At 65.2% G+C, this 12,416-nt stretch carries 11 protein-coding genes; 5 read left to right on the top strand and 6 right to left on the bottom strand.

The features are described from left to right. Positions 1 to 195: hypothetical protein (locus HMPREF2559_RS13065; RefSeq protein WP_168162249.1), on the top strand; the 195-nt coding region annotated here is incomplete at its 5' end. Positions 196 to 198: 3 nt separating this feature from the next. Here HMPREF2559_RS13065 and HMPREF2559_RS10200 read toward each other — a convergent pair. From HMPREF2559_RS10200 to HMPREF2559_RS10185, 4 genes are read right to left on the bottom strand one after another with little or no spacing between them, the layout of a single operon-like run. Next, complete coding sequence (locus tag HMPREF2559_RS10200) at positions 199 to 675, bottom strand: DUF4233 domain-containing protein (protein WP_066490525.1); 477 nt, start codon at positions 673 to 675, stop codon at positions 199 to 201. A 33-nt stretch (positions 676 to 708) separates the two neighbouring features. Next, complete coding sequence (locus tag HMPREF2559_RS10195) at positions 709 to 1,548, bottom strand: ATP-grasp domain-containing protein (RefSeq protein WP_066490523.1); 840 nt, start codon at positions 1,546 to 1,548, stop codon at positions 709 to 711. Further along, positions 1,549 to 3,093 carry a bifunctional folylpolyglutamate synthase/dihydrofolate synthase gene (locus HMPREF2559_RS10190; protein ID WP_066511358.1) on the bottom strand — a complete coding sequence of 515 codons (1,545 nt, stop codon included), beginning with the start codon at positions 3,091 to 3,093 and terminating at the stop codon, positions 1,549 to 1,551. It abuts the gene before it with no gap. Continuing rightward, positions 3,093 to 5,822: a valine--tRNA ligase gene (locus HMPREF2559_RS10185; protein WP_066490518.1), complete on the bottom strand. Its 2,730-nt coding sequence runs from the start codon at positions 5,820 to 5,822 to the stop codon at positions 3,093 to 3,095. Before HMPREF2559_RS10185 ends, HMPREF2559_RS10190 begins: the two co-directional genes overlap by 1 nt. A 94-nt stretch (positions 5,823 to 5,916) precedes the next feature. Here HMPREF2559_RS10185 and panB point away from each other — a divergent pair, with 94 nt between their 5' ends. Both panB and panC read left to right on the top strand, forming a co-directional pair. After that, positions 5,917 to 6,726, top strand: coding sequence for a 3-methyl-2-oxobutanoate hydroxymethyltransferase (gene panB, locus HMPREF2559_RS10180; RefSeq protein ID WP_070540619.1), 810 nt, complete (start codon positions 5,917 to 5,919; stop codon positions 6,724 to 6,726). Then, positions 6,726 to 7,520: a pantoate--beta-alanine ligase gene (gene panC, locus HMPREF2559_RS10175; protein WP_066490515.1), complete on the top strand. Its 795-nt coding sequence runs from the start codon at positions 6,726 to 6,728 to the stop codon at positions 7,518 to 7,520. The genes panB and panC overlap by 1 nt, the downstream gene beginning before the upstream one ends. Here panC and HMPREF2559_RS10170 read toward each other — a convergent pair. Beyond that, positions 7,517 to 8,482: a malate dehydrogenase gene (locus HMPREF2559_RS10170; protein ID WP_066490512.1), complete on the bottom strand. Its 966-nt coding sequence runs from the start codon at positions 8,480 to 8,482 to the stop codon at positions 7,517 to 7,519. The two genes, panC and HMPREF2559_RS10170, sit on opposite strands and share 4 nt — an antisense overlap. 219 nt (positions 8,483 to 8,701) lie before the next feature. Between HMPREF2559_RS10170 and HMPREF2559_RS10165 the strand changes: the two genes are divergently transcribed. Beyond that, a complete protein-coding gene (locus tag HMPREF2559_RS10165; protein WP_066490503.1) occupies positions 8,702 to 9,454 on the top strand; it encodes a TetR/AcrR family transcriptional regulator in 753 nt (250 codons plus the stop codon). Between the two features lie 119 nt (positions 9,455 to 9,573). Here the strand turns inward: HMPREF2559_RS10165 and clpX are convergent, their stop codons facing one another. Beyond that, positions 9,574 to 10,872, bottom strand: coding sequence for an ATP-dependent Clp protease ATP-binding subunit ClpX (gene clpX / locus HMPREF2559_RS10160; RefSeq protein ID WP_066490499.1), 1,299 nt, complete (start codon positions 10,870 to 10,872; stop codon positions 9,574 to 9,576). A gap of 236 nt (positions 10,873 to 11,108) precedes the next feature. Between clpX and HMPREF2559_RS10155 the strand changes: the two genes are divergently transcribed. Continuing rightward, a complete protein-coding gene (locus tag HMPREF2559_RS10155; protein WP_070540615.1) occupies positions 11,109 to 12,410 on the top strand; it encodes an MFS transporter in 1,302 nt (433 codons plus the stop codon). Positions 12,411 to 12,416 lie beyond the last annotated feature (6 nt).

The raw sequence follows: 12,416 nt of genomic DNA, 5'->3' as shown, positions 1-12,416 counted from the left end.
AAGCCCAAACCTGAAAACCCGAAGCCGGAAAAGCCCGAGTCGGAGAAGTCAAGCAAGCCGGAGTCGATGAGTGCCTCGGCGACGGTGGCCTGGATCGTGCCGATCCTTACGCTCCTCGCGGCTCTAGGCAGCGTCGGCTACGCCGTTATCCACGGCATGATCCCCGGTCTCAAGCTGCCGAAGCTCCCCTTCTAGCGATTAATTCGGAGCGTCGAGGTGTTGCGTCGTGAGGTAACCGCGGCGCATGCGCTCGACAATGATGGAGCGCAGATACAACGCCAGTCCCCATAGCATCGCAAAGATGATGGCAACGGCGAGCACAGACCAGTGGATGAAGATGCCCATCGCAGCGCCCACGATTTGGCCGGCGAAGATGACGGCGAGCGCCCACGGCTTCTTAATGAAAGCGAACATGATGACGTGGAACGCGAGCCACGCGCCCACCAGCGCGATAGTGGTGGTCGTCCACAGCTCGCCGTTGTAGAGCATGCGCAACGCCAGCAGGGCGAGGACCAGCGTGATGACCTCCATGGTGAGCCCGTTGGCCAGCACCATGCCAGTGAACTGCTTGAGCGGGTCCTTGGCCGGGGCGTGCCCCATGCCCAGCGGGCCTACCTCTGACTCGACGCGGGGCTTGCCCCGCAGTTCGTCACGGTTGTTGTTGCGCGAAGTCATGCAAGTGAGTTTGCCAAAACCGGCAGGGCAAGTCTAATTAATACGGGCCGCGACGTGGTCCAGAATTGCCCCTGCGACGTCGACGCCGGTGGTCTCCGTGAGCGCCACGAATTGAGCGTTGGAATTGACCTCGCAGATAAGCGGCGCGCCGTCGGCATCGAAGAGCACGTCGATGCCGCCGAAGTCGAGGCCGGTCGCGCCCATAGCGCCCCGCGCAGCCGCGATGGTGGCGGCATCGGGAGCAAAGGCCTCGGCCGTGCCGCCGGCTGCGATATTCGCACGAAAGTCACCGGAGCTGCGGCGGATCATGGCAGCGACGAGGTCATCGCCCACGAAGTAGAGGCGCGCGTCCGTGCCCGTGGCCGCGGCGATGAAGCGCTGGAGGACGGCGTCCTCCGTGCCCAGGCCGCACAGGAAGTCCAGGAGTCCGGCGCGGGACTCGACTAATTCCACGCCCGCGCCCCAGGAGCTGCGGGCACGCTTGGCCACGAGCGGGAGCCCGAGAGTGTCGATGGCGGCGTCGGCGTACTTGCCCCAGGCGGTCTGCGGGGCAAAGCGCAGCGGCACGAGCAACGTATCCGGCTGAGGCACGCCTGCGGCGAGCAGGGCCGGGTACGTGAGCGCCTTGGAATCGCAAGTCTCGACGGCCGCGGCGGAGTTGAATACGCGCGTGCCCCGGGCCTCGAGGAGCCGGAGGAGTGCGACGTCCTTGTCGAAGGCCAGGGCGAAGGAGGGGGCATCGGCAAGCTGGGCATGGGCATTGGTGACGCGGTCCAGCGTGAGCCCGCGGGCGCGGGCGGCGTCCTCAAGCAGGCCGAACTGGCGGTCAAAGACCGGCCAGTTGAGCCACGCGTTGTGGACGAGCCAGCCCATCTACGCTCCCAGGAGGGTGCGGGCCTCGCCGGCCGTGGCGACGGAGCCGGTGATGATGATGCCCTTGCCCGCGAAGGCCTGGGCGCCGTCTTCGTCGGCGAGCTCGATAGCCTGGTCCACCGCGTCGAGGATGGTATGCGCGGTGTAGACGCGCTCGTCGCCGAAGACGTCGGCGGCGAGTTCCGCGAGCTCCTCCATCTCCATCGCGCGGGGGTTGGAATTCTGCGTGATGACCACGCGATTGACAGCGGGCTCGAGCGTCTTCAAGATGTCGAGGACGTCCTTGTCACCGAAGATGGACACGACGGCGGTGACGTCTGCGAAGTCGAAGTCGCGGTCGAGCGCGGCGACGAGCGAACGCATGCCGTGCGCGTTATGCGCGGAGTCAACGAAGACCGCCGGGTTGGCACGCAAGCGCTCGAAGCGGCCCGGGACCGTGGCTTGGGCGAAGCCGTTGCGGACACTTGCGATGTCGAGGGCGTGGCCAGCGTGGGCGCCGAAGAAGGCCTCCACAGCGGCGAGAGCGGTGGCCGCGTTGTGGGCCTGGTGCTCGCCGAAGAGCGGAATGAAGATGCCCTCGTAGGTGCCGCCCAGGCCGCGCAGAATGAGCTGCTGGCCGCCCACGGCGACAGCAGACTCGGCGACGGCGAACTCGGAGCCCTCGCGCGCGACACCAGAGTCAGTGTCTACGGCGCGCTGGAGGAGGACCTTCATGGCGTCGGGCTCCTGCACGCCAATGATCGCGATGTTCTCGTCCGGGCCGGCGTCGAAGCCCTCGTCGTGCGGGCGCGGCTTGATAATACCGGCCTTCTGCTCAGCGATCTCCGGGAGGGTCTCCCCCAGCCAGTTCATGTGGTCCATGCCGATAGGCGTGATGACGGAGACGTCCGCGTTGATGACGTTCGTGGCGTCCCAGGTGCCGCCCATGCCGACCTCGACGACGGCGACGTCGACGGGAGCGTCCGCGAAGGCCGCGAAGGCCAGCGCCACGAGGACTTCGAACTTGCTCATCGGGGCTTGCCCGGCGAACTTGTCGTCGACCATCGCCACGTAAGGGGCGATCTCCTCCCAGATGCGTACGAGGTCGCGCGCGGGAATGGGATTGCCGTCGATGACGATGCACTCGGTCATCCTGCTCAGTGCTGGCGTGGTGAACAGGCCGGTGCGGCGGTGGAAGGCGCGCAGGAGCGAATCCGTAAGACGAGCGGTTGAGGTCTTTCCATTCGTGCCGGCGATGTGGATGGCCGGGAAAGTCTTCTCCGGGTTGCCCAAGATGTCGAGGAGCATCTCCACGCGGTCGAGCGAGGGATTCGGATCCGTCTCGCGCGGGCGCGCGTTGAGCTCCGCCTCGAGTGCTGCCAGCTGAGCCAGCTCTTCAGGGGTGTCCTCCGCGGGCGCGGGCTCCTCGTACTCGTCCTCGGAACCCATGCCGAGGTTGAGCGTGAGCCCGGAGTCGGTGATCTCCACCGGGCTGTCCGCGGTGCCCTCGGCAAGTGCGTCGACGATCTCGAACTCGTCGTCCTTGCTGTCCTTCTTGTCTGCCACTACTTGAGTGCCTCCAGGCGTGCGGTAATGCGCTCGACCTCTTCTTGTGCAACCTGCTGGCGGGTGCGGATCTTCTCCACGACGGTATCGGGAGCCTTGGAAAGGAAGGCCTCATTGGCGAGCTTCTTGCCGGTCTGCTCAAGTTCCTTCTCCGCCTTGCCCAGGTCCTTGGTCAGGCGCTTGCGCTCGGCCTCGACGTCGACGGTGCCGGAGGTATCCAGTGCGACCTCGACGGTGGCCTGGGTGAGGCGCACCTCGATGGACGCGGACGGCGCGAAGCCGTCTTCCGGCTCGGTTGTGTTGGCGAGGTTGCGGATCATAGCCTCGAGCGGCACTAGATCGCAGGCGGCGAAATCGAGGCGGCCCGGGACCTTCTGCGAAGGCTTGACGCCTTGGTCGGAGCGGAAGCGGCGCAGCTCGGTGATGAGCTTGTCCGCGTCCGCGATGCGGCGCGCAGCAACCTCGTCCTTCTCGGCGCCACCGTTGGTGTCCTCCTGCGTCGGCCACGGGGCGACGACGATGGTCTCGCCGCCGGTGAGAGCCTTCCACAGGACCTCGGTGACAAACGGCATGGTCGGGTGGAGCAGGCGCAGGACCACGTCGAGGACGCGGCCCAGAACGAGCTGCGTATTGTGGCCGGTCAGCCGCTCCGCGTCTGACGTTTCTGCCGAATCGAAGTCGCGCGGGATCTGCGTCTTGGCAATCTCGACGTACCAGTCGCACAGCTCGTCCCACGCGAAGTGGTAGAGCAGCTCGTTGGCCTTGGCGAACTGGTAGTCGTCCAGGTACTTATCCACCTGAACGCGGACCTCTTCGGCGCGGTCGAGGATCCAGCGGTCGGCATCCGTGAGCGCGTCGCGAGCGGGCAGCTCGCCCACGCCCGCGCCGTTCATGAGCGCGAACTTCGTGGCGTTGAAGAGCTTCGTGGCGAAGTTGCGGGAGGCCGCGGCAGCGTCCTGGCCCAGCGGCAGGTCAACGCCCGGGTTGGCGCCGCGCGCGAGGGTGAAGCGCAGGGCGTCCGCGCCGTAGTCGCGGACCCAGTCCATGGGGTCGATGCCGTTGCCGAGCGACTTGGACATCTTGCGGCCCTGCTCGTCGCGGACGAGGCCGTGCAGATAGATGTCGTGGAACGGAATCTGCGGACGGCCGTCCTTGCCTTCGCCGAGGAGCTCCGGGGTATGAGCCCCCGCGAAGGTGCCGAACATCATCATGCGAGCGACCCAGAAGAAGAGGATGTCGTACGCGGTGACGAGCACGTTCGTGGGATAGAACTTCTCCAGATCCGGGGTCTTCTCCGGCCAGCCGAGCGTGGAGAAGGGCCACAACGCCGAGGAGAACCAGGTGTCGAGGACGTCGGGGTCCTGGACGTAGCCGGCCGGCGGCTCCTCGTCGGGGCCGACGCAGACGATATCGCCGTCCGGGCCGTACCAGATCGGGATACGGTGGCCCCACCACAGCTGGCGCGAAATGCACCAGTCGTGCATGTCATCGACCCAGTCGAAGTAACGCGGCTCCAGGGAGGTCGGGTGGATGACGGTATCGCCCTCGCGGACGGCGTCGCCGGAGTACTTGGCGAGCTTCTCCACGGCGACGAACCACTGCAGGGACAGGCGCGGCTCGACGGGCTCGCCGGAACGCTCCGAGTGGCCCACGGAGTGGACGTAGGGGCGGATTTCCTTGACAATGCGCCCCTGCTCGGCGAGCGCCTCGCGGATCTGCACGCGGGCCTCTTCGCGGGTCAAACCATCGAACTGGGTGCCCGTGTTTGCGATATGGCCGGTCGTGTCCATGATGTTCGGCATGTCCAGGTTGTGGCGCAGGCCCATCTGGTAGTCGTTCGGGTCGTGGGCCGGAGTGATCTTCACGGCGCCGGTGCCGAATTCCATGTCCACGTAGTCGTCGGCGATGACCTTGAGCGTGAGGTCGTCGCGGAATGGGTGCGGGAACTCCTGGCCGACGAGGTCCTTGTAGCGCTCGTCGTCCGGGTGGACGGCAATCGCGACGTCGCCGAGCATTGTCTCCACACGGGTCGTGGCCACGATGAGGTGCGGCTCGTCGTCATTGAGGGAGCCGTAGCGAATGGAGACGAGCTCACCCTCGACGTCTTTGTAGACGACCTCGATGTCGGAGACGGCGGTCTCGAGCACCGGCGACCAGTTGACCAGGCGGTTGGCTTGATAGATCAGGCCTTCGTCGTAGAGCTGCTTGAAGATAGTCTGGACGGCGCGAGAGAGACCATCATCAAGCGTAAAGCGCTCGCGGGACCAGTCCACGGAGTCGCCGATGGCGCGCATCTGATTCTGAATAGTTCCGCCGTACTCGCGCTTCCACTCCCAGACCTTCTCAATGAATTCCTCGCGGTCGTAGTCCCAGCGGGACTTGCCCTCGGTCTCCTTAAGCTTGGCCTCGACCTTGGTCTGGGTCGCGATACCCGCGTGGTCCGCGCCCGGCAGCCACAGCGTAGCGAAGCCCTGCATGCGCTTGCGGCGGATAATCGAGTCGATGAGCGTGTGGTCCAAGGCGTGGCCCATGTGCAGCTGACCGGTGACGTTCGGCGGCGGCAACACGATGGAATACGGCTCGGCCTCGGACTCGGCCGACGGTGTGAAGTAGCCCGCCTTCACCCAGCCTTCGTAGAGGTCAGATTCGACCGACTGCGGATCCCAGGACTTGGGCAGCGCGTCGGCGCGGTTGGTACCAACTAAATTCTTGTCATTTCGCTCAGTCACCCGGCCAAGTCTACCCTGTGCGTCAACGCCGAATTCTTACCCCCATTCCAGCATTTTCCCCCGCCCGCGCGCGCCCGGCGCTACATTGCTTTCCATGTCTTCACAAGTAACCCGCCTGCGCACGCGCCACTTCCTCGACGCGCATGCACAAGGAACCAAGTTTTCCTGCTTGACCAGCTACGATGCCCTCACCGCCGGTATCTTTGACGAAGCCGGCATCGAACTCCTCCTCGTCGGTGACTCCGCCGCGAATGTCGTCTACGGCCGCGAGACCACGCTCTCCCTTACCCTCGACGAAACCATCACCATGGCCAAGGCCGTCGTCGCCGCCACACAACGCGCCTTCGTCGTCGTCGATCTTCCCTTCGGCTCCTACGAGGCCTCGCCTTCGCAGGCGCTCGAATCCGCTGTCCGCGTCATGAAGGAGACCGGGGCGCACGCCGTGAAGTTCGAGGGCGGCGCGGAGCTCGCCCCCACCGTCGAGAAGTTGGTCGCCGCAGGCATCCCTGTCTGCGCGCACATCGGGTTCACGCCCCAGTCCGTCCACGCCTTGGGCGGCTTCCGCGTCCAGGGCCGCGGGGACCAAGCCGACCGCTTGCTTGCCGATGCCTCCTCCCTCGCCACCGCCGGCGCCTTCGCCGTCGTCCTCGAGATGGTCCCGGCCCCCGTTGCCGCGCGCGTCACGAAGACCATCGACATCCCAACGATCGGCATCGGCGCCGGGGCCGACACCGACGGCCAGATCCTCGTATGGACCGACATGGCCGGACTGTCCACCGTCGCCCCGCGCTTCTCCCGCACGTACGCAGACCTGCGCGCCACGCTCACCGAGGCCGTCTCCTCCTACATCGCAGACATCAACTCCGGCTCCTTCCCCTCCGAGGCAGAAAGCTTTCAGGACTAATGCAGATTCTCACCACTAAAGCTCAACTATTCGCATTCCAACGCACTGGCTCGGTCGGATTGGTTCCCACCATGGGCGCGCTCCACGGCGGCCACGCCTCACTCGTGCGCCGCGCACGCGAAGAGAACGACACCGTGGTTGTCTCCGTCTTCGTCAATCCCCTGCAGTTCGACAAGCTCGGCGACTGCGAGGATTACCGCGAATACCCGCGTAACCTCGACGCGGACGCCGCGTTCCTCGAGTCGCTCGGCGTCGACGCAGTCTTCGCGCCCTCGCCGGAGGAGATGTACCCGAACGGCCAGGCCATCTGGGTACGCACCGGCCGCATGGGCGAGGCCCTCGAGGGTGTGACGCGCCCCGGGCACTTCGATGGTGTCGCCACCGTCGTGACCAAGCTGTTCAACCTCGTGCGCCCGGACCGCGCCTACTTCGGCCAGAAAGACGCACAGCAGGTCGCTATCATTCGCCGCATGGTCGCCGACCTCGACCTGCCCGTCGACATCGTGGCGGTCCCCATCGTCCGCGCCGCCGACGGCCTCGCCGAGTCCAGCCGCAACCAGCGCCTCTCCCCCGACGAGCGCCCGCAGGCCCTCCAGCTGTCCCAGGCGCTCTTCGCGCTGCGCGACGGCGCCACGCTTGACGAAGCCCGCGCGATGATCGACAGGCTCGACTACCTCGTCGTCGTCGACCCGCTTACCCTGAACGCAGTCGAGCCGGACCAGCGCCCGGCCCTCGCGCTGTGCGCAGCGTGGGTCGGCCCGGTCCGGCTCATTGACAACCTCGAGCTGAGCTAGAGGAGATCCTTCACGGCCTCGCGCTCGGCGCGCAGCTCGGCGACGGAGGCCTCGATGCGCTCCTTCTGGAAGTCGCTGAGCTCGAGGCCCTGAACGATCTCCCACTTACCGTCGCGCGCAATGGTCGGGAAGCCGCAGATGAGTCCCTCGTCCACGCCGTAGCTGCCGTCCGAGACAACAGCGGCGGTGCGCCAGTCCTCGGTGCCGGCGAACCAGTCGCGCATGTGATCGATGGCCGCCGAGGCCGCCGACGCAGCAGACGACGAACCGCGGACCTCGATGATCTCGGCACCGCGCTTGGCCACGCGCGGAATGAACTCATCGGCGTACCAGGCCTGGTCGACCTCGACCTTCTCGCCATTTGCCTCGGCGAACGTGAGATCCGGGAACTGGGAAGCGGAGTGGTTGCCCCAGACCGCGACCTTCGTGAAGTCCGTCGTGCGCTTGCCGGTCTTCTCGGCCAGCTGGCTCAGTGCACGGTTGTGGTCGAGACGCATGAGAGCGGTGAACTGACGTGGGTCCAGATCCGGCGCATTCTTCGAAGCAATAAGCGCGTTCGTGTTCGCCGGGTTGCCCACGACGAGCACCTTGACGTCGCGGTCCGCGAAGTCATTGATGGCCTTGCCCTGCGGGCCGAAGATGGCGCCGTTGGCGCTGAGCAGGTCAGCGCGCTCCATACCCTTCGTGCGCGGGCGGGAGCCGACGAGGAACGCGGCGGTGGTGCCGGTGAATGCTTCCTCCAAGTCGGTGGTGACGGTGACGGACTGGAGCAGCGGGAAGGCGGCATCGGCAAGCTCCATGGCCACGCCGGTCGCGGCCTGCTTCGCGGGCTCAATCTCCAGCAACACCAAGTCGACCGGCACGTCCTTGCCGAAGACCTCGCCGGAAGCCACACGGAAAGCAAGGGCGTAGCCGATATTGCCGGCCGCGCCCGTAATCGTCACACGCTGAGCAGAAGTCATCACAGTTCCTTTCACACGACTGAATTTGCTCTTAGTGTCTAGTTTCCCTGCACACCCATGAAAATGCGACCACTGTGACCTAACCCCAACCGGGCACCCCCCCAAATGGGCTCCACCTTTCACCCATTTCGGGTAGATTTCCACATTTGAATTTCACGGCCCGCGCTTTTCGGGCACGATGGATAGGCAGAGAAATTTGAGAAAGGGAGACCCACAGCGATGGCTACTGATGACAACGCTACGACCGAGACAACCGGCACCACCGCGGCCGAGGTCGCCGTCGAGCGAGTCGTCGAAATTGCTACAGAGCAATTTTCCCGCAAGGGTTTCGCCGAGACAAAGCTCGACACCATTTCCCGCGCGTCCGGCATGTCCAAGCGCATGATCCACTATCACTTCGGCGATAAGCAGGGGCTGTATCAAAAGGCACTAGCCCACGCCGCCGAGTTGCTCGCACCCAACGTGGCGCTCATGGAACCCCACTCCGCCGTGCCCGTCGAAGGCGTGCGCAAGCTCGTGGACACCATCTTCGACCAGTACGTCGCCCACCCTGAGGCCGTGCGCCTGCTCACGCAGGAATCCGTCATCCAGTCCCTCGAGACCACGCAGAACGCCGCGGTCACGGACCTCTCCGAGCTCTCGCTCCACCTGGATAAGCTGCTCATGAAGGGCCAGGACGCCGGCGCTTTCCGCCCCGGTATTTCCGCGAATGACGTCTTCGTACTCATCGCGTCGCTCGCGATGTACCGCACGACGAACAAAGACATGATGATCAATCTGCTGGGCCTCGACATGACGAACGAGACCAACACGGAGGGCATGCGCCGCATGGTTATCGACGCCATCCTTGCGTTCCTCACGGCGAATATTCCGGACACCGGTCAGGAGTCCTACCTCACCGCCAAGGTCGAAGACGATGAGTCCGAGGTGCCCTCGGATGTCTACGACTCGGGTGCGGGCATTTACGACTAATCCCCCGTTCCTTGCGAAAATCGTCGCGAGAGTTCAACGCACATGACGATTTTCGGCAGCAACTCGCCCCGTTCCTTGCGAAAATCCTCCCGCGCCAGCACGGCTGCGGGAGGATTCTTTTAGGCGGACTGTTCGGCCGGGGCGTAGAGGTACTCGGGCTCGGCCTCGCCGCGGACGGTGGCGGCCGTGATGCGCACGCCGGAGATGTCTTCGCGGTCCGGGAGGTCGTACATGATGGGCACGAGCAGCTCCTCAAGGATGGCACGCAGGCCGCGGGCGCCGGTCTTGCGCTCCATGGCGAGCTCGGCGATTTCCTCGAGGGCGTCCTTATCGAACTCGAGGGCGGCACCGTCCATCTCGAACAGAGCCTGGTACTGGCGCACGAGCGAGTTCTTCGGCTCGGTGAGCACGCGGACGAGGGACTCCGTGTCGAGGTTGTCCACGGTCGCGACGACGGGCAGGCGGCCAATGAACTCGGGGATGAGGCCGAACTTCACGAGGTCCTCCGGACGCACCTGGTCGAAGAGGTCGTGGCGCTCGCGCTCGGCGGCGGTGTCCAGCTTCGCACCGAAGCCCACGCCCTTCTTGCCCACGCGGTCCGCGATGACCTTCTCCAAACCCGCGAAGGCACCGGCGACGATGAACAGGATATTCGAGGTATCGAGCTGGATGAACTCCTGGTTCGGGTGTTTGCGGCCGCCCTGCGGCGGGATAGCAGCGACGGTGCCCTCGAGGATCTTGAGAAGCGCCTGCTGCACGCCTTCGCCGGAGACGTCGCGGGTAATCGACGGGTTTTCCGACTTGCGGGAGATCTTGTCAATCTCGTCAACGTAGATGATGCCGCGCTGCGCGCGCTCCACGTCGAAGTCCGCGGCCTGCAACAGCTTGAGCAGAATATTTTCCACATCCTCGCCCACATAGCCGGCCTCAGTGAGCGAGGTGGCATCGGCGATAGCGAACGGGACGTCGAGCATGCGCGCGAGCGTCTGCGCGAGGTAGGTCTTGCCGGAGCCGGTCGGGCCGAGCATCAAGATGTTGGATTTTGCGATTTCTACAGCGTCTTCGGGTGCGGCGTGGCGCCTACGGGAGGCATCGGCAGCCTGGGCCTCGTCCGACTTCATGCGCTTGTAATGGTTGTAGACCGCCACCGACAGCGCGCGCTTGGCGCGATCCTGGCCAATGACGTACTTGTCGAGGAACGCCGAAATCTCCGAGGGGCGCGGCAGGCGCGTCTCCGCCTTCTCCTCCGCGGCCTCAGCGTTCTTCCCCAGCTCCTCTTCGATGATCTCGTTGCACAGCTCAATGCACTCATCGCAGATGTAGACGCCGCCGCCGGCGATAAGCTTCTTCACTTGCTTCTGGCTCTTCCCACAGAATGAGCATTTCAGCAGGTCAGCGCTTTCTTGCATGCGTGCCAATTCAGGCCTTCCGTCTCGATTGCGTCTAGGGAGTCGCGCGCTGGGCGCGCCGTAACTTCCCACTCTAGTAAATCAACGCGCCGCCGCCCCGATTTCTTCCCGCGCGGCGACACATGAAGATGAATATTATTGCCGGTCCGCTAGACATAGACCAAGCGGTACAGTACCTTTCCTTCAACCCTGCACAGGGGCAGAAAAATGACTTTGGTAATACATTAACTGGAAAGGCCCTGACCATGGACATTCGGTCGCGCATCGACTCTCACCGCATGGGAACGTATCAATGGACCATCATCGCCATTGCGCTCTTTATCAACTCCTTGGACGGCTATGACATGGTCGCCATGGCCTTCGCCGCCTCGGCCGTCACGGACGACTTTGGGTTGAGCGGTTCAGCGCTGGGCTGGCTGCTTGCCGCGGCGGGCATCGGCATCGCGCTCGGCTCTCTCATCCTAGCCCCGCGCGCGGACCGCTGGGGCCGCCGCACAGTCATCCTCTTAGGCCTCGCCATCGATCTTGTGGGTCTCGTCGCGACGGCGCTCGCGCCGAACTTCGCGCTCCTGCTCGCCGCGCGCATCCTCACCGGCGTGGGCGTGGGCGCCATCCTCACGTGCGTCACGGTGCTCGTGAGCGAGTTTTCCAACCTGCGCCACCGCGGTCTCGCCGTGGCCATCTATGCCTCGGGCTACGGCCTAGGCGCCGCCGCGTGCGGCTGGGTGGCCAAGTCTTTCGGCGCCTGGGAGATTATCTTCTGGGTCGGCGCCGCACTCACTCTCGTCGCGCTTGCTCTCGCGTGGTCTATCCCTGAGTCCCCCGACTTCCTCGCGGCCCGCGGCGACTCCGCCGGTGTGCGTCGCCTTGCCCTGCGCTTGGGCCTCGGCTCCGACATCATTGTGGCGCCCGCTCAGCCTTCCGATGCCGCCCTCCGCGACGTCCTCTCCCCCGCTTGGCGCCCCATCTCGCTGCGCCTATGGGTAGCCTTCGCCCTCGGCTCGTCCGCGTTCGGTTTCGCGTCGCAGTGGACACCCAAGCTTCTCGATACCGCCGGGCTCAGCGCCGAGCAGGGCATCCTGGGCGGCATCATGCTCTCTGTGGGCGGCACGCTGGGCTCGCTTGCCTTCGGGACGCTCACGACGCGCATTCGCGCTCAGCGCCTGCCCATCGGTTGCTGCCTTGCGGCGGCGGTCGTGCTCGTGGCCTTCATCTCTCTGTCGGGCACACCGCTGGCGATGCTCGTCCTCGGCGTCGTGGCGGGCATGTTTTTAAACGGCTGCATCACGGGCTTCTACACCGTTGTCCCGGCGGCCTATCCCGGCGCGCTGCGCGCCTCGGCGATGGGAGCGGCCATTGGCGTCGTGCGCGTGGCCACGACGGCCTCGCCCATCCTCGTGGGCTACCTCGTCGACGCAGGGTGGACGCCGTTTGCGCTCTACGTTCTCTTCGCGGTACTCACCGTTGCGGGCGGTGTGTGCCTGCGCGGAATTCGGGAGTACCGTAAGGTTCACACGACTCCTGCGCGCGAGCGCGTTCTGGTTTAGCCTGAA

It is taken from the genome of Corynebacterium sp. HMSC072G08 (assembly GCF_001809185.1).
Classification (GTDB): domain Bacteria; phylum Actinomycetota; class Actinomycetes; order Mycobacteriales; family Mycobacteriaceae; genus Corynebacterium; species Corynebacterium phoceense.
The sequence above is the reverse complement of the archived record's forward strand: the minus strand, read 5'-3'. Positions and strand labels throughout refer to the sequence as shown.

Coding starts and splice junctions, on each gene's coding strand:
- HMPREF2559_RS10165 (WP_066490503.1), top strand. CDS start 8,702: ATGGCTACTGATGACAACGCTACGACCGAGACAACCGGCACCACCGCG.
- HMPREF2559_RS10195 (WP_066490523.1), bottom strand. CDS start 1,548: ATGGGCTGGCTCGTCCACAACGCGTGGCTCAACTGGCCGGTCTTTGAC.
- panB (WP_070540619.1), top strand. CDS start 5,917: ATGTCTTCACAAGTAACCCGCCTGCGCACGCGCCACTTCCTCGACGCG.
- HMPREF2559_RS10200 (WP_066490525.1), bottom strand. CDS start 675: ATGACTTCGCGCAACAACAACCGTGACGAACTGCGGGGCAAGCCCCGC.
- panC (WP_066490515.1), top strand. CDS start 6,726: ATGCAGATTCTCACCACTAAAGCTCAACTATTCGCATTCCAACGCACT.
- HMPREF2559_RS10170 (WP_066490512.1), bottom strand. CDS start 8,482: ATGACTTCTGCTCAGCGTGTGACGATTACGGGCGCGGCCGGCAATATC.
- HMPREF2559_RS10155 (WP_070540615.1), top strand. CDS start 11,109: ATGGACATTCGGTCGCGCATCGACTCTCACCGCATGGGAACGTATCAA.